Below are 22,144 nucleotides of genomic sequence, written 5' to 3' on the forward strand. Positions count from 1 at the left end.
CCGGTAACCGGTGGGTTTCGTGTTTGTACGGAATAAGGTACTGCTTAGAACGTCGATACGTTCAGGCGGCCACCCGTTGTGGTTTTGCCAGAAAGTGATGGCGTCGGCGTAGCTGAGTTCAGGATGGCATCCTTAACCTGTGCAGCCGTTGCACCTGGGTTGATCGACTTGTACAGGGCCGCAGCACCGGCTACGTGTGGCGTTGCCATTGACGTACCGCTGTATGAACCGTATGATGACTTACCCGCTTTACCCGGCAGGGTTGAGTAAATAGCTGAACCCGGCGCACCGATGTCAACCTGGTTGGCACCAAAGTTTGAGAAGCTCGACAGGGCACCCGATGAGGTAATCGAAGCCACCGCAATAACGTTGGCGTTCGGGTAGTTCGATGGGTAGTTTGCCACGTTGTCGTTGTTGTCGCCTACACCGTCGCTACCCCCGTTGCCGGCGGCTGCAATGAAGAGAACACCCGCCTGATTAGCGCGCTCAATGGCGTCCTGCAACCCTTGTGAGAAGCCTCCGCCACCCCATGAGTTGTTGGTTGCTACAATGTTCAGGCCTTTCTTCTTCAGTTCGGTGAAGTAGTCAATTGCCTTGATTGCGTTGGCTGTTGTACCGCCCCGGCTACCGAGGAATTTACCCGAGAGCAGTTTGACGTTCCAGTTAACACCAGCAACCCCGATACCGTTGCCACCCACACCGCCGATCGTACCGGCTACGTGTGTACCGTGGTCGTCGGCCGTACCGTCGAATACGCTGCTGTTGTTACCGGCAAAGTCCCAGCCGTACACATCATCCACATAGCCGTTGTTGTCGTCGTCTACACCATTGCCCGCTGTTTCGTAAGGGTTCGTTCCAGCGTTGGCCGCCAAATCTTCGTGGGTGTACATGTAACCCTCGTCAATAATACCTACGTACACGGTCGACGAACCAATTTTACCGTTAGCCCAGGCGGTGATGGCCTGGCTACCAAACTGGTTGCCATTTGCGCCCATGCCCCAGAGTTGGCTCAGGCCCGGATCGTTCGAAACGGCATTGTGCTGGTAGATGAAGTTTGGCTCGGCAAACTCCACACCTTCAACACCCCGCAGGGCTTCGATAGCGTCCAGCGTGTTCATTTTGGTTTTGATCAGCACGACGCCTTCTGTGTCGCCCATCCGTTCCATGATTTTGGTCAGGATCTTCTCGGCAACTTCACCCTTTACGCGGGTGAGCGCGTTGGCCAGGCCCTGTACACCGGCGCCTTTAGCCATTTTGACAAGAACCTCGCCCTCGACAAAGTCAGCGCTGGCGGCACTACGGGCGGCTCCGGCCGGGTTAGGATTGAGGTCAAGTTGAGGTTGGCAACCTGTGGTCAGGAGTGTTGTTGATAAGGCGATAGCTGCACTGGCAAGCTTCCAGCTATTAAAGCGAAGAAAATTTTGCATAGCTCATTTAGTGTTAATGATTTCCGCAATATATATAAATTTAAACGTCATAATATATGGCTCAAAAATTTTTTAGTTATCGTTCGTATGGTCTGAGTATAGCCATTTTTGTACGACGTTGCGAATGGAAATGTATAGTCAACTAAGTTGAGTATATTGACTTAGGCCGTTTATAATCAGTATACCGACATTTTACTCAGAATTGGCGGTCAATTTCATGCAGTAAATACCCCTTCGGATCGCTGAAGTATTCCCAGAACATTACGCCCGCGAGCCCGTTCCTTTTTACATATCGGCATTTAGCCCGTACCGACTGCTCGTCGTCGTAGGAAAAGAAAATTTGGTTTTCGGCCCGGAACAGGTAGGGCGCTTTAGCCCGGCGATCCCAGTGTCGCTGGTAGGCAGGGTTGGTGAGGAGGCTGTCTTTGATATATGTGTAGCCGCCACCCCGCTCCACTTTCCGGATAGTACGTGGATGAGCTTCCGGGTCGGCAGATTGTAGCTGCCACGCGCGCCCGTAAAATGCAATACCCAGCACCAGTTTTTCGGCCGGAACGCCCGCCTGTCGGTAACGTTGCACGGCGCGGTCGCCCGACGACTCATTAGCCACCTTCCCCGACGGGTACAGGTTAGTGTGGTGCCCGGCCGTGGGGCCACCCGTGTAAAAATCGTACGACATTACATTGATGAAATCGAGGTAGGGGTGCACTTCGGCCATGTTGGTATGGGTGAAAATGCCTTCAAAACCGGGCAGGGCCGTGGTGACCAGGTACGGCTTGCGCGTTTGGGTACCCAGCGTGTTGAGCCCCTCGCGCAGGGCCTTGAACATGAGCGTGAAGTTTTGGTTGTCTTCGGGCCGAAATACGTTGTCTTCGCCTTTCATGCCGGGGTACTCCCAGTCGATGTCGATGCCATCGAGGTCGTACTGACGTACAATATCGACCGCCGAAGCCGCGAAAGCTGCCCGCGAGGTATCGGACAGAACGGCGTCGGAGAAGTTTTCGCTCCAGGCCCAGCCGCCAATCGAGATCAGGATTTTCAGATCAGGGTTTCGGCGCTTGAGGGCGTTCAGCTTGCGGAAATTGGTCGAGTCGGTAGCGAGGTTATGCAGCCAGGCCCGGTTGGCTTTGATATCGACAAAGGCGTAGTTGATGTGGGTGAGTTTTTCGGCTTCGATCCGTTCGGTGTCTACCAGGCCCCGAAAGCCGCCAACGTACGCCAGCACAATCGGTTTGGCCCTGGGCGCTGACTTAAAACTATCCAGAAAAGAAATGCCCAGCAGGGCTGGAGCCAGTAAAAACAGAAGGCGGTTCATGCAGAAAAAGGGCTTTTCGCAAAGAAAGAGTTTTTTGTCGTTGCCCGTTTATTCTGGCCTGTAAGGGAGTCTTTTTAGTTTGCTCCAAAGCTGTCCCGAATACCCCCCTTTCTTGTCTTGTTTGCCCACCAGCCCCCCTTCAAAGTCGGCGTATCTTTGTTCTGTACTCTAAACAACAATACGTATGGCAACCCAGATTTTTGTTAACCTGCCTGTGCGCGACCTAAACCGTTCGGTTGCGTTTTTTACGCAGCTTGGCTACACCTTTAATCCGCAGTTTACCGACGAAAAGGCGACCTGTATGGTCATTAGCGACACAATTTATGTGATGTTGCTCGTTGAGCCTTTTTTCAACAGCTTCACGAAAAAAGCGATTGCCGACACCTCGCAAACGGCAGAGGTAATTGTGAGTCTTTCTGCCGATAGCCGCGATGCCGTTGACGCTATTGTTGATAAGGCCGTTGCGGCTGGCGCTACCACGCCGTTACCTGCTCAAGACCACGGTTTCATGTACGAGCGGAGCTTTGAAGACCTCGACGGCCACAGCTGGAGCTACGTATATATGGATATGACGGCCGTTCCAGACGCCAGCCCGGCGGAGGTGGGCGTCGGTAACGAGGTGTAATGTTTGGGCGATGACACCGCTGTGAGGGGCTATTAGAGATGACATCTCTCTAAGCGAGATGTCATCTCTTGTTTAAGAGGGCTCTGTTTCGTGACGGCAAACTCCAGGGATGTCATCTCTCTAAATAAGATCTCAGTAATGGACAAAAGGTACAATCGAAACCAATTGAACGCGGATAACACCGATTTGCCGAATTCACGCCGATGAGTAGATCCGCGAAAATTAGCTTGATCCGTTTCATCCGCGTGGCAATTGTTTTGTGCCGAACAAATGTACAATACCGACAAACAAGATGACATCTCTGGAGCTTGCCAGTTTACAGCGCGGCTTTAGGGGCTACGCTGTCGCTGCGGTGGGCAATGGCGCGCTCACCAATCAGCAGAATGAGCAGGCCACCCACGGCACAGAAAGTCATCATACCAATCATGGGCAGGGCCGTGCCGTTGTGCATCAGGCTCACCAAAGCCGACACCAGTGCGCCAAATCCCATTCTGAGGCTTCCCATCAGGGCTGCCGCACTACCCGCATGCCGGGCAAAGGGCATCATCGACAGGGCCGACGAGTTGGGACCAACCAGCCCCTGACCAAGTAGAAACAGAAACAGCATCCCGAGCAGACCCGTCAGCCCGAACCAGCCTGCCCAGCTACCAAAGACCATAATGAGTCCCACTGCCGACTGGTAAATGAGGGTAGTATGCACAATCTGCTCGTTGGAAAACCGCTTGAGCAATACGTGATTCAGTTGATTAGGGGCTAGCACTGCGATGGCCAGAAACGCGAAAATCCAGCCGTACTGCTGCTCGCTCACGTGGTAGAGATTCATGAACACATCGGGGGAGCCCGCAATGTAGGCAAACGATGAGGCCGTAGAGAGCCCACCCGCAAAGGCATACGTCATAAACTGTGGTTGCCGAAGTACCGTAAAAAAGCTACCCAAAACAGCTTGTGGCCGTAAAGAAATGGAGGGGTCGGCGGGGCGGCCATTGGGGAGAGCATAATACACCGCCACCAGAATCAATACCGTGATACCGGCCAGAATCAGAAAAATAGAGTGCCAGCCGAAAGCTACGGTAGCGTAGCCACCCACGGTGGGGGCAATCATGGGCGATACAGCAATGACGAGCGTCAGCAGAGAGAAAACCTGCGCAATGTTGCTTACCGGAAACAGATCGCGCACGAGGGCCTGTGCCGCCACCATGCCCACGCAGCCGCCCAGTGCCTGCAACAATCGCATCAGCACGAGCATCTCGATAGAATGGGTAAAGGCACACCCCACCGAAGCGAGTAAATACAGCCCTAAACCCGCATAGAGCGGTATTTTGCGCCCGAACCGGTCGAGCAGGGGGCCGTACAGCATCTGACCGGCGGCAATCCCGAAAAAGTAGGCTGTCAGCGAAAACTGTACCTTATCAATGGTGGTGTTGAGGTCTTTGGCAATGGCCGGAAACCCCGGCAGGTACATGTCAATCGAAAACGGACTGATTGTGGAGAGTGTGCCCAAAATCAGAATAATCACAAAATGCTGTCTACGCGTCATACCATTACAAGAGGTGCCTGATAAATAGACGCCGGGGCGGGTAGGATTGTTCCTGTCTGAGCTATTTTTAGTGGGGAAGTGAGTAAAAGGAGATGGAAATGAGTTAATTGTGTCGGTTGGTTTACATAACTATTAGCTTACTCTATAGGCGCTGCAGCAATCCGGTAAGCCTTGTGCAGTGTAAGCGTATGGGTTGTTTATCTTTTGTATTGTCCAGAAAAAGTTATAGTTTTTTTTGCGGGCTGAAGAGTCGGCTTGAAATTTTTTTTCGTCAGGCTGTAACAAATGTCGGGTTGGGGGTTCTAATCACCGACAATACCGCAATGGCGCCCAAGCGGTCTTCGTCGTTCAAACTTCTTAATCCGTTTGTACACATGAAGACCATCCTTTGCTCTCTTCTTTTGCTGTTGGCCCAGTGGGGCATGGCACAATCCTATTCGTTTCGGGTTTCGGTGACCGGCCAGGGGCAGCCTATTCTGCTCATTCCCGGCTACTCGTGCAGTGGCGATGTGTGGCAGGAAACCGTAGCGCACCTCCGTACCCGGTACGAGTGCCACGTGCTTACACTGCCGGGTTACGCTGGCGTAGATCCGATTGAGCAACCAATTCTGCAAACCGTGCGCGACCAGATTATTCGCTACATTCGGGACAAACGACTGCGCAAACCGATTCTGATGGGCCATAGCCTCGGGGCATTCATGAGCTTGTGGGTGGGTAGCACCGCTCCCGATCTGGTAGGTAAGCTGATCTGCGTGGATGGGGTACCGTTTATTTCGGGAATGATGAACCCCAAAACCTCGGCCGACTCGCTGCGTAAACTGCCTATGTTCAACGCCGAAGCGGTAGCGCAGAATTTTGTGAACCTACCCGCCGACTCGTATGAGGAGAATATGGCCCGTTCGATGCGCACACAGGTAGCTGACACGAGCCGCGCCCGGCAGATTGCCCGGTGGTCGGCTCGGTCGGACCGGCGAACGCTGGGCTATACCATTGTCGAAATGAGCCTGACCGATCTGCGTACCGATATTGCCCGCATTAGCTCGCCGGTGTTGGTGCTGGGCAGTTTGTACATGAACAGCCGCGAGACATCCATGCGCATTCTGAACGAACAGTACGCCCGCGTGCCGAATAAGGTTATCGCCGTGGCCGATACCAAACACTTTATCATGTACGACGATCCGACCTGGTTTCTGGCGCAGATCGATGGGTTTTTGCAACTGCATTAATGAACGTCAGCCAACCGATACCGCCTTTTGAGGAGTTGTATGCCCGCTTTGCGCCCCGTATCCTGAAGTTGTGCCTCGGCTACACGGGTGAGTACGCGCAGGCACAGGACCTGATGCAGGAAACGTTTATTAAAGCCTGGCAGCATCTGCCCACGTTTCGGGGCAATGCCGAGGTCAGTACCTGGCTGTACCGAATTGCCGTCAATACCTGCCTCAACCACTTGCGCACAGCCAAACGGCAGCTTGCTGAGCCGCTTCTGGAACAGCACATGGCTACCCTGGCCGATGATGCCGGTGAGCCCGACGAAGCGGTTCGGCGGTTGTACGGGTGCGTGAGCCAACTGCCCGAAACCGACCGACTCATTATCTCGCTCGTGCTCGATGACGTGCCTTACCCCGAAATTGCTCAGGTTGTTGGGATTTCGGACGGCAACCTCCGCGTCAAAATTCATCGGATCAAACAGCAACTTGTTACCCTCTTTCACCAGCATGGACCCCTTTGACGATCTTAAAAAAATCTGGCAGCAGCCCGTTTCCCCACCCGATACTGCTGGCTGGGAGCAACTCCGGCAAACCAACGCAACGCACAGCCAAAAACTGGCCCGTACGCAACTGGTGAGCGGCCTGGCGCTGGCCCTGACAGCGGTATTTCTGGCAACGTTCAACGAGCTGACCGGCATTCGGTTTACGCAACAGACCACCTACGTAGGCTTGTATCTGATGGCCTTGATCACCGGGGGGCAGGCAGTTGTGAACCTGTATATGTACTGGCGGCTGCGACAAATTGACCTGGCGGCTCCGGTGGCCGAGCATCTGGCCGATTGGGAACGGTACTACGCCTTCCGAAAACAGTTGGTTCGGGTCAATGGGCCGGTTTATTTTCTCCTGCTCAACGGTGCTTTTGGGCTTTACTTCATCGAAATTCTGGGGCAGATGTCCTTGTCCAGCCGGATCATCTCGCTGGTTGTGTACACGTGTTGGATGCTCTATGCCTATTTCGTGCTGGGCAAACGGACGCTGCGCCGGGAGGAGGGGCGGCTGAACGAAATCATTGGCGGCTTACGTCGGTACCAGAATCAGTTAGCGAGCGAATAAAAGGCCTTTACGCTAAATAATGGCGCGTAAACGATACGCGATTGAGCCCCAAAATCGCCGTTTGTCCTTAAAAACTGTTAATTCAACCAAAACGCTTGCAGGGCTGTCCGGGCGGGGTGTACTTTGTGCAGTTCATCATTCTCTTCTCCCTATGCGTCGCCTGTACGGTATCGGTATTCTGTTGTTCATTACCCAATTGACCGCCTACGCTCAGGGCATCCGGGGCACCATAAAAACCACGGGCGGTGACGTATTGCCTTACGCAGCCGTTGTGGTTAAAAACGGTACGGGCAAAGGCACCGACGCCGGCACCATATCGAACACCGAAGGCCGGTACGAACTACCGCTGGCACCGGGCCGCTATGAGGTCGTGTTTCAGTACCTTGGGTTTGCGGCTCAGCAGAAAACGGTGGAGGTCAAAAGCGGCTTCGAGACTATCGACGTGGTGATGACCGAGCAGGTAATTCGCCTACAGGAGGTACAGGCCCGCTCCACGAATGAAGACCCGGCCTACACCATTATGCGCCGGGCCATTGCCAAGAGCAAATACCACGCCCTACAGGTCAACAGCTACACGGCCCGGGTGTACGGCAAAGGGTCGTTTATTGTGGAGAGTATTCCGAAACTGGTTGAAAAAATGGCGGGCAAGCAGCTCAAAGAAGCCGAGCAGGAAGCCAACTTCAAAGTGGGTGTTCCGAACGTATTCGAGTCGGTTTCGGAGGTTTCGTTTCAGCAACCCAACACCTACCGTCGGCGGCTGATAGCCTCGCGCAATTCACAAAGCGATCAGCTGATTCCGGCTCAGTTTTCGATGGGCTCGTTTTACAGTCCGGAGATCAACAATGCCGTATCGCCGTTATCTCCTAAAGCATTCGCGTATTACAAATTCGTGTACGAAGGTACCTTTCGCGAGTCGGTTGGGAACGGGCAAGCGGTCGAAATCAGCAAGATCCGCGTAAACCCGCGGTCGTGGGGTGAGGGCGTGTTTCGAGGGGTTATTTACATCATCGAAAATAGCTGGGCTATCCACAGCCTGCAACTCGAACAGGTGTTGCAACAGGGCTTTACGATCAACCTGCGGCAAACCTACACACCGGTACAAAATGTCTGGATGCCGGTCAACGGCCGGTTCAATTTCAAAGGGTCTATGTTTGGCGTGAAAGTTGGCGGTGAGGCTGTGGTGAGTTATCAGTACCGCAACCTGAAGGTAAACCCGGCCTTTGTGGATGAGGTGGAGGTAGTCGACGAAAAGAAATTCAAGCCCGAAACCAAAATTACTAGGCGCGACGTCAAAGAGCAATCGCTGGATGATCTGGTCAAAAAACAGAAAGAGTTTTCGACCAAAAACATGCGGCAGATGATGAAGGAGTACGAAAAGCAGGAGGCCAAAGCCCGTCGGGAAAAAGCTAAACAGGAAAACCGTGACGACGTTCAGGTGCTCCGCAATGATTCGAGCAGTGTGGATTCGCTGGCGGGTAAGCGTTCGGCCGCCTTCTGGGATTCGCTCCGGTCGGTGCCGCTTACTTCAGCCGAAATTCGGAGTTACGTGCGTAACGACAGCCTCAAAATTGTGCGGGAGATCAAGGCCAAAACCGACAGTACCAAGGCCGTCAAGAAAGACTCGACCCGTGGCAGTGCCAATTTCAAACCCATACAACTGCTCGAAGGGGCCAACTGGCGCGTGGGTAAGCGCACAACGCTACAATACGATACGCCCATCAAAAGTATTTTTTATAACACCGTAGAAGGGTACTGGGCGCAGGCTGGGCTGAAACTGAACATTCGAGCCGGGGCCCCGGATACCACCCGCAAATCGAAAACCCCGCAGTTTAAGCCGGGCCCAACGTGGTCGGTGGGGGGTGTGGTTCGGTACGGGCTGGGCTGGAACCGGGCGGTTGGCTACGGGCTGGCGCAGTACGCCTACAAAACCACCACGGTGGGGCTGGAAGGGGGGCGGTATCTCTCGCAGCTTAACCCCGACAACCCGATCAGCAACGCCATGAACACGCTGACGTCGTTGGTGTTTGAGCAAAATTTCCTCAAAGAGTACCAGAAAGACTTCGTGCGATTATCGAGTAATTTCCGGTGGTGGCACAACCGACTCAACGTATCGGGCTCACTCGAATACGCCGAGCGAACGGAGCTGGCCAACTTCCGCGACGATATTCGGCCCTGGATCAACTGGCGCAACCGGGCCTATACGGCTAATCGGGTGGCTAATGCCGAGGTGGGTTCGTCGGCGTTTCCGGTGCATCAGGCGTTTGTGCTCAATCTGCTGGCTTCGGCCCGGCTGGGTGCACCCCGCTACATTATTCGCAACGGTCGGCGTATCAGTCGGCCCAACAACGATGCCCCCCTGCTGTCGGTCAACTACCGCAAAGGCATTGCGGGCGTGGGCGGGAGCGATACCGACTACGATTTTTTACAGGCTCGGATCAGTCATTCGTTTGAAACGGGTATCCGCAGCCGCCTGAGCTACAACCTGTCGGCGGGGGCATTTGTCAACGACAAGCGGGTGTACTTCCCGGATTTCCGGCATTTTGCGGGCAACCAGTTCTTCCTGCAACAGGGCGACCCGGTTTCGGTATTCCGGTTGCTGCCCTACTATCAGTACAGCACCGGCAAACGATTTGCCGAAGCACACGTACTGGCCGAGTACCGCAAGTTTTTACTCACACAAATTACCTGGTTCCGCCTGCTCGACCTGAAAGAAAACCTCTTTGTACACTATCTGGCCACCCCCAATTCGAAAAACTACACGGAAGTAGGCTATGGATTGAATGGATTGATTCCGAGAGTCTTACCGGTGTTCCGGCTCGAAGTGATTGGTCAGTTTCAGGATGGCTCTTATAAGGGTCTGGGCTTCCGGGTAGGTACCACACTTAGTTTCGGCCGGTAAGGGTTAGGGTACCAAATCGGTTTTGCGGCTGAACAGGTACGGCATAAAGGATTTTCTACTTGAAGCAGTTGTCGGACGACTTATTGAAAGGCTAGTATATTGAGCGGTTTGCCTTTCTTTCAGCGTAAATGTTAACTGTATGAAAATCAACTTTATCCAACTGTTTACGCTCTTTTTTCTGCTGGTAACGTCGCGTCTGGCGCAGGCCCAGCAATCGTATGCACTGAAACCATACGCTATTACGCTACCGCGAGTCACCACGCCCCAGCAGACAAATCCGGCCACGGTGCCGCAAAACGCGGGTAATCTGGTCTACAACACAACCGAGCAGAAAGTAGCCGTCAACAACGGAAGCCAGTGGGAATATCTGGCAACTGCGGGCGATGTTGGTAGTCAGTTTGCCAATTTTACCGTTTTCAACTACACGTCCGAAAACGCGCAGCAGCTCTGGACCATACCGGCTGGTGTTACCCGGTTTCTGGTCGAGGCATGGGGTGGTGGCGGTGGTGGCGTGAAATACCTGGGTTCGAGTAATGTGGGCGATTGCCGGGGCGGTGCTTCAGGCGGATATGCCCAGAAACTGTACGCGGTTCAACCTAACGGTCCTGCTTCGGTTTCTGTGGTGGTAGGCCGGGGGGGGAGCGGTACCACGGTAACGGGTAATCCCGGTTCGGCTCAGGGAGGTGGAGCGAGTCAGGTTTATTACCCATTTACCAATAATTATTTGTTTGCTGGTGCTGGGAACAACTTTGCCGGAAACGGAGGCATAACATTTGTTCCTTCCGACGGATTCAGGCCGCTGACTATGCCGGGTATGGAAGCGTCGGTGTGTATTCCCCTATCGTATGTGCAGAAAGATGCCTCCAACTATATCATCACGGTGAAAATGAGTGATGGCGGTACTGCGTATGGTGTGCCACCCGGGCGAGGAGGGATTGGTAATACAGTTATGTTACAAAATAATTCGACCGCATCGGGTAACCTTGTCTTCATTGGCTGGGGGTATCTGGGTGAAAATGGTCTGCAGGATGGGAGCTTCCCAGGCGGTGGCGGTGGTTGTGGCTATTACGGTGGTGGGAATGGAGCTCCAGGCATGGTAATAATCCGTTGGTAAAAGCTGCCCAGCTTCCCGGTGCTCAGGAGTGCCATACAGATGCTGGGGAGCCAGACGACCAAACGCCCTGGCTCCCCAGTATCAAGTAATGAATACAAGGCCCCTGTTCACGGGCAGCCGGCGTAGTTAAGAGCAGGGGTCAACGATTTGTCTTTAACACGGTCGTTTTTTCGGCGGCTGCTTTCACCTTTTCCCGGCTGAAGAAGACCGGGAAATACCCATTTTGTCCCCACAGCTCGAACAGATCGCGGTAGTGCGGACTGGCCGGGTCGCCCGATTGGCCGGGGCTGTTGATACCGAGTGTGCGGTCCCAGTCTTCGGTATCCACCAAAATCCGAAACGAAGCCCCGTGCTCCTGATTCAGGTTGTTGCCGGTGTTGTTAACGGTTTCGCTGTAGCCCCCGCGTGGAATGGGGCCGAGGTTGATGCGTTTGCGCTCGTCTTCGCTCACGAGTGCGCTGAGCGGGTGCGTCAGGCTGATGTGTTTGTTGGCTCGTTGGCCGTATTGCCACTCGTCCATATCCCCGCCGAGCCGTTTGGTCAGGGTGCTCACGGCCTGATCAAGGCAGGTAAGCAACAGGCTGTCCCGGTTTATGAGCCGGAGGGGACCTCCTGTTGAGTCGGGCACCGGAATCAGGGGCAGGCTTAGCCAGTCGAGTATGCGCTTGGTGGGCAGCGAGCGCAGGTAAGGCCGCGCCCGTTCAGGAACCATAGTCTGGTACAGCGCCTGCCGTAGCTGGGTTTCCCAGGCCACGTAGATTGAGGCCGCTACCGAGCCCGGCTCCAGTTGGTAGTTCCATTTGCGGAGATAGCTGCTTGCCTGTTCGGTGCGGGAATCGTCGGCTACGAGTGGGCCGAGCAAGGGCACCAGCGTGCGTGCCGGAATAGATAGATAATCGGCCTGTAGCCGGGCAAAATCGGTCAGGGTTTTGCGCTCCCCGTTGTTCAGAACTTCCTCAATCCGGTGCGCCCGCGATGGCCCCGCCCACACCCACCCGATAGCATTGCGGTCGGGAAAATCAATGGGCGTGAGGTTGTTATTGGCCGTGGCCACGTAGCCCTCGGGCGGATTTAGCTTGTTGGGCAGTTTCTGAATTGGTAGGTAGCCGTTCCATTCGTAGCGCCCATCGCCGGGTACCGGTACCAGCCCGGTCCAGCTTTGGCCACCCACGGCGGGCCGAATAGGCGAGATTCCCACGGCCTGCCAGCCAATATCGCCTTTGGTGGTTGCTTGACCCGGCACCGGTCCACTGGCAGAAGGTCGCCCCGCGGATGGCCGCCCAGCCCAGATCATGTTTTCGCCGGGGATGCGGCTGTAGGCGCACGCTTGCCGAAACTCGGTCCAGTTGCGGGCCTCATTCATGCGCAGACTGGCCAGATAGGGCGCACATCCTTTTTCGAGCCAACCCGCCCGTACGGCATAGGCTTTGTGGTTTTGGGTATCTTCAAACGTAACGGGCCCGTGCCGGGTGTATTTCAAAATCACGGGTACGGCTTGCCCTCCTTTGACCCGGATGGTGTCGCGAATAAGGCGCATCGATTCCCAACGGCCCTTGTACCGGTATTGGTTGGGATTCCGGGGGTTGGTTTCGTACACGTACAGGTCTTCGTTGTCGGTTTCGAAAATGGTAAGCCCCCAGGCACCGTATTCGTTGTGGCCGATAGACACACCGGGTAAGGTAGGTTCGCCCGCACCCACTACGTTCCAGCCCGCCCCATGCAGGTGCACCCAGTACCGCAAGGATGGGGCCGACTGCGCGCGGTGCGGGTCGTTGGCTAGCATGGGATAGCCGCTCACCGAGTGCCGTCCATCGACCACCCAGTTGTTGGAGCCAACCATCGTTTTTTCGGTATCAAACCAGTCTTCTACTTCGGGCGAGGGCGTGAAGTGTAGATTGGGTATCCGGGGTGAATCGGTTACGGGCCCGGCGGATGCCTGTCGGGTGTCGGTGGGTGGAGTAAACTTAAGCGGAAGCCGAAACGCGTCGTACAGCTCCAGAATGGGTTGCATCAGTTGCGCCCCGTCGATCTGGAGGGTCAGGTTGGGCTCGCGGTCGGGTGTGGGCGTTGGGTGAAACCATTGCAGCTGACGCAATTTTTCGGCCCCGATCAGGTGGACCAACCGCCCGAAATTAAGTTCATCGCGTACGTTGCTCAACAGGCCCTGATGTCGGCTAATTACGATTTCGGGCGTCCAGAGACCCGGTTCGGTTTTGAGGACTTTAAATTCAAAAGGCAGTTTATCGGGCGTTTTCCGAATCTCGGTGATGTAGGCGTTGATGCCTTCTACAAAGGCCCGTATAATGGTTGAGCCCCGTGGGTGGTAATGATTCAGCTCGGCGTCGAGCGTTTGCGGGGTGGTTCGGAACCGAAACAGCCGGGCGCCCTGATCGCGCTTGAGTTCCTGCGGTCCCAGTAACTCGGCAACGGTGCCGGTAGCCTGCCTGCGCCAGATCTCCAGCTGAAACAACCGATCCTGCGCGGCACAGTAGCCCTGTGCGTAAAACAGATCGTGCTCTGTTTGGGCGTAGATGTGATTTACCCCCCAACGGTCGCGGATCACTTCTACGGGTTTCTGAAGCTGGGCAAACGAGCGGGGAGTGAGGCTAAAAACGCTCAGAAAAAAGACGATAACCGGGGCAATACGCATGGTTCGGGTAGTTGGGGCTTGATTGGGCGTCAGGTTTACAGACCTTCGGTACGGTAAACGTCGATGGTGGCTTTGCGAAAGTTACGAACCCGCGCGAATACGGCCGTTCCGTTGTTGGACGATTGCTCGTTGGTGTTGCCCTCGATGGTCTCAAATACATCATCGTCGACCTCGGTGATAAGGCCCGTATGAAACCAGTCGGGGGTGTTGGTAAAGCGAAGCAGAAACAGATCGCCGGGTTTCGCCAATTTAGGGTTCTTTCGAATGTCGGCGTTCGGAATGTAGCGACCGTTTTGGCTACCCGCCATGGCCACTACATCGCAGCTGAGCGTTTGGGGGATAATGCTTGTAAACGCCCGCCCGTTGGCCGTGGCCACCTGATCCAGCACGGTCTGCACAAAGCCCATGCACCACAAAAACGGCGATCCGTCGTACCCGTCGCAGTAGGCCCGCACCCAGGGGCCAAGGTTTTGACCCGCGCCAGTTTGTAGCTCCGAGGCCCGGTGTAGCAGGTGTTGTTTGGCAGTGGAGATGAGCTGATTCGGGAGTTTATTCCCCGTCGTAACCGGCCCGAAAGCGGCCCGCATGGGGTGGGTGATCTGTTCAAAAAATGCAGGCGTTACCTCACCAGTGGGCGTGGTTTTCAAGGCACGTTGCAGATTCTTGACAGCGCGCTCGGTGGCTGGCCCGAAATCTCCGTCGATCACCACCACGACCGATGCCGCCGGAAACCGTAAGGCGCTCAGGCAGAGCCATTCCTGCAGTCGTCGGACGGCAGCCCCCTTGCTACCCCGGCCCAGGGCGTCGTCGAGGCTTATTTCGTTCTGAAAAGCGGTTTTAATCATGTGTAGCGTGCGATTTGGTCGTGATGGGAACAGAAAAGCCTCAACCACTTTATAGCAAAGCGGTTGAGGCTGCAATTTTTCACGATAAACCGAAACTAAAAACGATAAAGCCAAAACCAGTAGTCGGTTGGATTAATCGCCGTCGCCATCGTCTTCTTTTTCGGCGATTCGGAGCCAGGCTCCACGCCGGGGGGCCGGTACCGGGCTGTTTTCGCCCCGTACAGCCATCCAGATTACGGCATTGAACTCGTGGTCGTCTAAGGTGTCGGCATGGCGCAGATCAAACTTCTCCGACCGACGGGCGGGTTCGTTCATGGCCGTGTTTTTGGCGCTCAAATCGACCTGAGCCGGTATGTGTTTGTAGGGCGTAAAGTCGGGCGTGTTGGTAAAGAGGGCAAACATGGGCCGGGCCGCTGCGTCGTACTGACTCATGGGCGGCATACCCAGAATCAGCTCCATGGTGCGGAGCATCGCCGAGGTCGAATACATGGTGTGTTCAATGTGCCGCCGTTTGGCGTACGGGCTAATCACCAGCGCCGGTGAGCGGTGAGCGTCAACGTGGTCGGCCCCGTTTTGAGCGTCATCTTCCAGAATAAACACAGCCGATTCTTTCCAGATCGGGCTGTTCGAGAGATGTTCGATAAACCGCCCCACGGCCAGATCGTTGTCGGCCACCATGGCGGTAGGCGTCAGTTGACCAATGCGGGCCCCGGCGGTGTGATTGTTGCCGAGCCGTAGTGAGTTGAAGCGCGGTACAGCCGGTCCGCCGTTGCGGTTGGCCGTTAGGAGCGAGTCAAAGTCACGTTTCCAGATTTCGACCCGGTCGATGTCTTTGATTTTGAGGTCGTAGTCGGGGTATTGGTGGCAAAACCGGCCATCGAGTGCTGAGCCCCGCCGTTTGGCATAGGCGGCAAATTCGCCGTAGCCCCGGTAGCTGATACCTGCCTGCTTGCAGTGATCCCAGATAAACCCTTTTTTCGGAAACGCCACCGGTCGGCTGCCTTCGTAGTCGTAGGTGCCGCCACGTCCGCCGTAGCTGGTAGGCCAGGTTTTCTCGACGTAATCGGGCGCATAAGCCGCCGTCGACCAGTTATGCCCGTCGGCACTGACTTCTGCATCTACATAGAAATTGTCGAGCAAGCCAAATTCGCGGGCCAGTGCGTGCTGATTGGGCGTCACTTTTTCGGGAAACAAACAGAGCGACGAGTCGCCGTTGCCACCGGGCATGTCGCCGAAAACCTGATCGTAGGTACGGTTTTCCTTGATGATGTAAAAGACGTATTTGATCGGCGAGGGGTCGCCCACCCGGCGCGGAATCGGGTTGTTGGGTTCGCCAGCGGCCAGTTTTTCTTTCTCTTTGCTGTACGGGGTATTGGCGTACACCTGCCGCGTGAGGCCCGTCAGTTGCGCGGCCGAGGGCATCGTAAACGTCGAGAGGGTGCCTTTGAACAGGGCGCCGATGTACTGGGTGTCTTCTTCCCGGCGCTTAAACGGGTCGGGGCCTTTGGGGTTGGCCAGCGAGGTCATGCCCTTGCCGTTCGACACCAGAATTTTCTTGCCAATCACTTTTACGGCGGTCGGGTACCAGCCTGTCGGGATGAAGCCCAGCGACCGGCTCTTGCCCGGTTTCGAAACGTCGAAAACAGCAAGGCAGTTGTTGTCGGCATTGGCTACGAGCAGCGTTTTACCATCGGGGGTGAGGGCCAGCCCGTTGGGCGTGCTACCGGCCGGCGCGTCGGGGTAGAGGGCCGTGTTGAGGGCTTCCACCACCCGGCGGGTGCCCAGGTCAATAATCGAAACGGAGTTATCGTTGGCGTTGGCCGTAAACAGGTACTTGCCCGACTTGGTCAGTACCATGTCGTTGGGGTGGTCGCCGGTGGCGATACGGGCGCTGATTTGCCCTGTTTTAGTGTCGTACACCTGTACCCCGGCTCCGCCCCAAAGCGTAATGTATAGCTCATGGCCCGATGGCGACAGCAGACAAGTGTATGCTTCGTGGGGTAGCTGAATCCGCTTTTCGATTTGCTTGCTGGCTACGTTGCACACGTACAGGGCGCTATCGTCTTTGGTAACGGTGTAGAGCGTTTTGCCGTCGCGGCTGAGGTCGAGGCCCGCCACCGAGATTCGGTTGGGCCACGCTTTGCCGAGCGTAATGGAGTCGGCCTTTACCAGCTGATTGTCCGCTATGTCGTACACCATCACGCGGTTGTCGTTGCCGCCCGATGCATACAGTCGCTTGCCGTCGGGGCTAAACCGGATGCCCACCCACGCTTTCGGAATCTCAATCGAGGCCAGTTGCCGGGTGCTGCTCCCGCTCACATCGAAAAGCTGAATGGTGTGTTTGCTCTGCCCGTTGTTCGTAACGGCCAGGCGTTTCTGGTCGGGCGAAACAACCATATTGAGGGGTAAATCGCCGAGCGGAACCGAGCTGCCGGTCGGAGTTAGGCTCCAGCCATTAGGCAGCTGAACCCGTTGGGTAGGGGCGGGTTGGGCCCATACCGCGCCAATAGTCAGGGCGCAGAGCAGGGAAGTGTACAAACGGACCATCAGGAAGTGAGGGGTTTAGGAACGGACCAAAGGTACGAAACCCGCAGGCCCAACTCAACGATTTACTGTTATGCTTCTTTTAACGATTGTAGACCCCCCCCAACCCCCTCCTGAAAAACAGGAGGGGGGCTTTCAGACTTCTGCCGTTTGCTCTGCTTTTCAAACGGATGCTTTCTGAATGAGTTGAGGGGATAAACCTAAACAGAATGGCCATGAACCTGACCGAGAAAACCCCCAACGCTGGCGACACAGAGTTAATAGGCTCGCGCATTGGTCGCATCAGTCCCGATATTGTGAATCAGAGCGGAGCCGCTGTGGATGACGGCGACGACGATGAAGAGTTTGACGACGAACGCCTGCTTGATGATGACGACGAGCCCGTTGATGAAGATGGCGACCCCACGGGTGAGCACGATCAGCACCGCGACGATAACTACGCCCTCGGTGGTAAAGTGGCCCGCTGAAGTCGCCTGTCGTATTTAGTTGTTGAGCCGCAAAAAGCCCCCGTCGATTGGGTAGTCGGTGCCGGTGATAAACGAGGCCTCATCGGAGCACAGGTACAGGGCCAATGCACCAATTTCGGCTGGTTTGGCCATCCGCCCAATGGGCTGGGTAGCTGCCAGTTTAGCAAACATTTCGGCTTCCTGACCGGGGTAATTCTTGGCCAGAAACCCGTCGACAAATGGCGTGTGTACCCGCGCTGGCGAGATACAGTTGCACCGAATGTTGTGTTTGAGGTAATCTTTGGCCACCGACAGGGTCATGGTCAGTACGGCTCCTTTGGTCATGGAGTACGCAAACCGGTCGGGAATACCGACGGTGGCTGCTACCGATGCCATATTCAGGATAACCCCTCCGCCATTGGCTTTCAGATGGGGAATAGTCACATGCAGGCAGTTGTACACGCCCTTTACATTGACGTTGTACAGCCGGTCGAGGTCGGCCTCGGTGGTGGTTTCGGCATTGCCAACGTGCGCGATGCCCGCGTTGTTGACCAGAATATGAATCGGTCCTTCGGCCGCAATTCGGTCGATTACCGCCCGAACATCGGCTTGTTTCGATACATCAACGGCATGAGCCTGCACCCGGCCTCCGGTGGCATTCAGCTCGTCGGCCACTTTCTGGGCCTGATCGGTATTCAGTTCGAGAATATGCACTGAGGCCCCGGCCTGGGCAAACGCCGTCGAAATAGCTAGCCCAATACCACTGGCCCCCCCCGTGACGAGGGCAGTCTTGTTTTGTAGAGAAAACATAGAAACTAAGGAGTGAAAGTGAGGAGCGAGGAGATAGGAGTGAGGAGACAGGAGTACTAATGCATACGGTATTCAGCGTCAGCACTCCTCACTTCTCACTCCTATCTACTCACTCCTTTTAAAGTGATACCCCTCGTTTCCAGGGGATAAAATCGTCCTGACCCAATTGCTCGGCTTTGGTAGTTACCTCGCCCGATGCCAGCTGAATGAGCCACTCGAGCAGGAGGTCGCCGTTTTCGGGAATGGTTTGCTCGCCGTCGATAATAGGGCCGCTATCAAAATCAATGACATCGGGCATCCGGTTTTTCAGCGCGGTATTGGTCGAGATTTTCACGACCGGGCAAATAGGGTTGCCCGTTGGCGTACCCAGGCCCGTTGTAAACAGAATCAGGTTGGTGCCGGAGCCTGCCATACCCGTAGTGGCTTCTACATCGTTGCCGGGCGTGCAGAGCAAACTCAGGCCGGGTGCTACGGCTGGCTCAGCATAGTCGAGTACATCGGCTACGGGCGCGTTGCCCCCTTTTTTGGCTGCCCCTGCCGACTTGATGGCGTCGGTGATGAGTCCATCCTTAATATTACCGGGTGAGGGGTTCATATCGAAACCCGACCCGGCGGCTTCGGCCTGTGCCGAATACGTTTGCATCAAACGGATAAACTTGCCCGCTTTGGCATCGTCGGCCGTGCGGTCGATCAGGTCCTGCTCGGCACCGCAGAGTTCCGGGAACTCCGCCAGTACAGTTTTGCCCCCCAGCGCGCCAAGCACGTCGGATAGGTGGCCAATGGCCGGGTTGGCCGATAGCCCCGAAAATCCGTCGGAGCCTCCGCATTTCAGGCCCACACACAACTGACTCAGCGGGGCCGGTTTCCGCTCAATTTTATTGATTTGGGTCAGGCCTAGAAACGTTTCCTTGACGGCCTGCGCCATCAGGGCAAACTCGGTGCCTTCCTGCTGTTCGAACAGGAGCAGAGGTTTATCGAAGGCGGGATTCTGTCGGCGCACCTCTTCTTCGAGCATACCGGTTTGCAGGTGTTGGCAACCTAAGCTCAGCACCGTGGCCCCCGCTACGTTGGGGTTGTTGATCATCCCGGCCAGCAACGAACAGAGGTAGGCGGAGTCCTGACGGGTGCCTCCGCAACCCATTTCGTGGGTCAAGAACTTTATGCCATCGACATTTTTGAACGGACGATTGGCCTGGTGCTGTGTAGCGTGGCCGTTCGGCAGGCTTGATTGCAGGCTATTGATGGCCTCCAGATCGCCGTGTTGGTACAGGCTCAGGAGTTCGCGCACCTGATCGCGGTACGTGTCGGGTTGCGCATAACCGAGTTCCCGTTCAAAAGCGTCTTTCAGAATGAGTATATTCCGGTTCTCGCAGAACACCAACGGAACCACCAGCCAGTAGTTGCGGGTGCCCACCCGGCCGTCGGCCCGGTGATACCCCATAAACGTACGGTTTTGCCACTTCGTTACGTCGGGGGCCGCGTAGGTGTAGGGTCGTCGTTTGTCGAGACCATACTGATCCGATTCGTGCTTGAGGTTAAACGTAGTGATGGGTTCGCCCCGCCGAATGGGTTGGGTCGCTTTGCCAACCGTTACGCCGTACATCCGCACCACACCGCCCGTTGGGAGGTCTTCGGTCACAAATTTATGTTTGGCATCCACGCCGATGGGCAATGTGTACGACTGGCCTTCAAACGCAATGGTCGATTGGGCGGGTAGGTTCCGAAGGGCTACAATTACGTTGTCGTCGGGATGAACTTTAAGTACCTGGGCAGGCATATTTATAAAACAGATTGATCCGAGAATTTAAAATAGAAGGCGAAGATAAGGGGCTTATACCCCTGCCAGTCCGACAAAACTTGCGGAAGATTCTTGCTTTCTCTCTAACCAATGCCCATTTTGCTTTAGTTCTCGTGCGTATTCCCCCCGTTTACCTTTTTCTATTCGTTCATGACACTGACCGCCAACATTCTTGATCTTTTCGACCAACGTATTTATTACGGTTCCATCCATATTGAGAATGGCCGGATTTCGCAGATAGAGCGCGTAGGCAACGAGCGGCCCGGTGTGCCGTATGTGCTGCCGGGGTTTGTGGATGCGCACGTTCATGTGGAAAGTTCGTTGCTTACCCCCGCCCAGTTTGCCCGGTTGGCCGTTGTGCACGGGACCGTGGCTACGGTGTCGGACCCGCACGAGATTGGCAACGTGCTCGGGGTGCCGGGGGTCGAATACATGATTACCGACGGCAACCGGGTGCCGTTTAAGTTCTGCTTCGGAGCGCCTTCATGCGTTCCCGCTACCCCGTTCGAAACAGCGGGCGCCACCATCAGCGTGAGTGATGTTCGGAAACTGCTGGGTCGGCGCGAAATCGGGTACCTGGCCGAGATGATGAATTTTCCGGGGGTGCTCAACGAAGACCCTGATGTGATGGCGAAGATTGCCCTCGCCCGGGCGTTCAACAAGCCGGTAGACGGGCACGCGCCGGGCCTTCGGGGCGACGATGCCCAACGCTACATCGACGCTGGCATTGAAACCGATCACGAATGCTTTACGTATGAGGAAGCGCTCGATAAGGTGCAGCGGGGCATGAATATTCTGATTCGGGAGGGAAGCGCGGCCCGCAACTTCGAGGCCCTGCACCCGCTGCTGACGTATTATTCGGACCGGGTGATGTTTTGTTCGGACGATAAACACCCCGACACGCTGGCCGAAGGGCATATTGACCAATTGGTGGTGCGGGCGTTGCTCAAGGGGCATAACGTCTGGAATGTGTTGCGGGCTGCTTGCCTGAATCCGGTGATGCACTACCGGCTGCCGGTGGGGCTACTCCGGGAGGGTGACCCGGCCGACTTTATTGTGATCAACGATATGGAGCGGTTTCGGGTGATGCACACCGTGATCAACGGGCAGGTAGTTGCCGAAAACGGTAAAACGCTTATTCCTGACCTCCGCAGCGATCATCCGAATCATTTTAACTGTAGTCCTATACAACCCGATAGTCTGGCGGTATTGCACGAAGGCGGTTCTATCCGGGTCATCGAAGCGTTGGATGGACAGCTCATCACGAATGAGCTACATGTAGTGCCCACCGTTCAGAATGGGCACATCGTGGCCGATCTGGCGCGGGATCTGCTCAAGCTGGTGGTTGTCAACCGCTACGCCGATGCTCCACCGGCGGTGGCGTTTATCAAGAATTTTGGTCTCAAACAGGGTGCTATTGCTTCATCCGTTGGGCACGATTCGCATAATATCACGGCGGTGGGTTGCGACGATGCGAGTATCTGCCGGGCCATTAACCTGATTGTGGCCGAGAAAGGGGGGCTTTCGGCTGTGGATGGGGGCGAAGAATATATTTTGCCTCTGCCGGTAGCGGGTCTGATGACCGATGTTGACGGCTACGAAGTCGCAACAAAATATTCCCAACTTGATACGTTTGCCAAACAAGATTTGGGGAGTTCGCTGGCGGCTCCGTTCATGACACTTTCGTTCATGGCGTTGCTCGTAATTCCGGCTTTGAAACTGAGTGACAAAGGGTTATTTGATGGGAGTAACTTCAGATTTACCAAAATATCAATGGCATAACTGGATATTTTGCTAATTTTTAAGGGGTTTC

The 22,144-nt window shown here is 55.4% G+C and carries 16 protein-coding genes; 8 read left to right on the forward strand and 8 right to left on the reverse strand.

Annotation, left to right across the window (positions count from 1 at the left end):
* Positions 1-44: 44 nt before the first annotated feature.
* Both RUDLU_RS0121195 and RUDLU_RS0121200 read right to left on the reverse strand, forming a co-directional pair.
* On the reverse strand, positions 45-1,427 hold the full coding sequence (locus tag RUDLU_RS0121195) for a S8 family peptidase (protein ID WP_019990439.1): 1,383 nt from the start codon (positions 1,425-1,427) through the stop codon (positions 45-47).
* Between the two features lie 196 nt (positions 1,428-1,623).
* A complete protein-coding gene (locus tag RUDLU_RS0121200; RefSeq protein ID WP_019990440.1) occupies positions 1,624-2,742 on the reverse strand; it encodes a glycoside hydrolase family 18 protein in 1,119 nt (372 codons plus the stop codon).
* Between the two features lie 184 nt (positions 2,743-2,926).
* On the opposite strand from RUDLU_RS0121200, the gene RUDLU_RS27915 reads away from it, so the two are divergent.
* Complete coding sequence (locus RUDLU_RS27915) at positions 2,927-3,367, forward strand: VOC family protein (RefSeq protein WP_019990441.1); 441 nt, start codon at positions 2,927-2,929, stop codon at positions 3,365-3,367.
* A gap of 316 nt (positions 3,368-3,683) precedes the next feature.
* Here RUDLU_RS27915 and RUDLU_RS0121210 read toward each other — a convergent pair whose 3' ends face one another.
* Positions 3,684-4,904: a multidrug effflux MFS transporter gene (locus RUDLU_RS0121210; RefSeq protein ID WP_027303273.1), complete on the reverse strand. Its 1,221-nt coding sequence runs from the start codon at positions 4,902-4,904 to the stop codon at positions 3,684-3,686.
* A 374-nt stretch (positions 4,905-5,278) separates the two neighbouring features.
* On the opposite strand from RUDLU_RS0121210, the gene RUDLU_RS27920 reads away from it, so the two are divergent.
* The 5 genes from RUDLU_RS27920 to RUDLU_RS0121235 all read left to right on the forward strand — a co-directional run bounded on the left by RUDLU_RS27920 (position 5,279) and on the right by RUDLU_RS0121235 (position 11,238).
* Positions 5,279-6,130, forward strand: a complete 852-nt coding sequence (locus RUDLU_RS27920; RefSeq protein WP_052316754.1) for an alpha/beta fold hydrolase — start codon at positions 5,279-5,281, stop codon at positions 6,128-6,130.
* Positions 6,130-6,633: an RNA polymerase sigma factor gene (locus RUDLU_RS0121220; protein ID WP_027303274.1), complete on the forward strand. Its 504-nt coding sequence runs from the start codon at positions 6,130-6,132 to the stop codon at positions 6,631-6,633. Before RUDLU_RS27920 ends, RUDLU_RS0121220 begins: the two co-directional genes overlap by 1 nt.
* Positions 6,620-7,225, forward strand: a complete 606-nt coding sequence (locus RUDLU_RS0121225) for a hypothetical protein (protein ID WP_019990445.1) — start codon at positions 6,620-6,622, stop codon at positions 7,223-7,225. The genes RUDLU_RS0121220 and RUDLU_RS0121225 overlap by 14 nt, the downstream gene beginning before the upstream one ends.
* Before the next feature lie 151 nt (positions 7,226-7,376).
* Positions 7,377-10,124: a DUF5686 and carboxypeptidase regulatory-like domain-containing protein gene (locus tag RUDLU_RS0121230; RefSeq protein WP_019990446.1), complete on the forward strand. Its 2,748-nt coding sequence runs from the start codon at positions 7,377-7,379 to the stop codon at positions 10,122-10,124.
* Positions 10,125-10,263: 139 nt separating this feature from the next.
* Positions 10,264-11,238 carry a glycine-rich domain-containing protein gene (locus RUDLU_RS0121235; protein WP_019990447.1) on the forward strand — a complete coding sequence of 325 codons (975 nt, stop codon included), beginning with the start codon at positions 10,264-10,266 and terminating at the stop codon, positions 11,236-11,238.
* Positions 11,239-11,377: 139 nt separating this feature from the next.
* Here the strand turns inward: RUDLU_RS0121235 and RUDLU_RS0121240 are convergent, their stop codons facing one another.
* From RUDLU_RS0121240 to RUDLU_RS0121250, 3 genes are all read right to left on the reverse strand, one after another.
* Positions 11,378-13,888: a penicillin acylase family protein gene (locus RUDLU_RS0121240; protein WP_019990448.1), complete on the reverse strand. Its 2,511-nt coding sequence runs from the start codon at positions 13,886-13,888 to the stop codon at positions 11,378-11,380.
* Between the two features lie 35 nt (positions 13,889-13,923).
* The gene (locus RUDLU_RS0121245; protein WP_019990449.1) at positions 13,924-14,733 is read right to left on the reverse strand and encodes a peptidoglycan-binding protein; all 810 of its coding nucleotides are present in this window, start codon (positions 14,731-14,733) and stop codon (positions 13,924-13,926) included.
* Positions 14,734-14,865: 132 nt separating this feature from the next.
* Positions 14,866-17,280 (reverse strand): bifunctional YncE family protein/alkaline phosphatase family protein, encoded by a 2,415-nt coding sequence (locus tag RUDLU_RS0121250; RefSeq protein ID WP_019990450.1) that lies wholly within the window; start codon positions 17,278-17,280, stop codon positions 14,866-14,868.
* 212 nt (positions 17,281-17,492) lie between these two features.
* Between RUDLU_RS0121250 and RUDLU_RS30190 the strand changes: the two genes are divergently transcribed.
* Positions 17,493-17,744, forward strand: a complete 252-nt coding sequence (locus RUDLU_RS30190) for a hypothetical protein (RefSeq protein WP_027303276.1) — start codon at positions 17,493-17,495, stop codon at positions 17,742-17,744.
* Between the two features lie 15 nt (positions 17,745-17,759).
* Here RUDLU_RS30190 and RUDLU_RS0121260 read toward each other — a convergent pair whose 3' ends face one another.
* Together RUDLU_RS0121260 and RUDLU_RS0121265 are read right to left on the reverse strand one after the other, a co-directional pair.
* A complete protein-coding gene (locus RUDLU_RS0121260) occupies positions 17,760-18,533 on the reverse strand; it encodes an SDR family NAD(P)-dependent oxidoreductase (RefSeq protein WP_019990452.1) in 774 nt (257 codons plus the stop codon).
* 118 nt (positions 18,534-18,651) lie between these two features.
* A complete protein-coding gene (locus tag RUDLU_RS0121265; protein ID WP_019990453.1) occupies positions 18,652-20,310 on the reverse strand; it encodes a UxaA family hydrolase in 1,659 nt (552 codons plus the stop codon).
* A gap of 171 nt (positions 20,311-20,481) precedes the next feature.
* On the opposite strand from RUDLU_RS0121265, the gene ade reads away from it, so the two are divergent.
* Positions 20,482-22,113: an adenine deaminase gene (gene ade, locus RUDLU_RS0121270; protein ID WP_019990454.1), complete on the forward strand. Its 1,632-nt coding sequence runs from the start codon at positions 20,482-20,484 to the stop codon at positions 22,111-22,113.
* Positions 22,114-22,144 lie beyond the last annotated feature (31 nt).

Source organism: Rudanella lutea DSM 19387 (assembly GCF_000383955.1).
GTDB lineage: Bacteria > Bacteroidota > Bacteroidia > Cytophagales > Spirosomataceae > Rudanella > Rudanella lutea.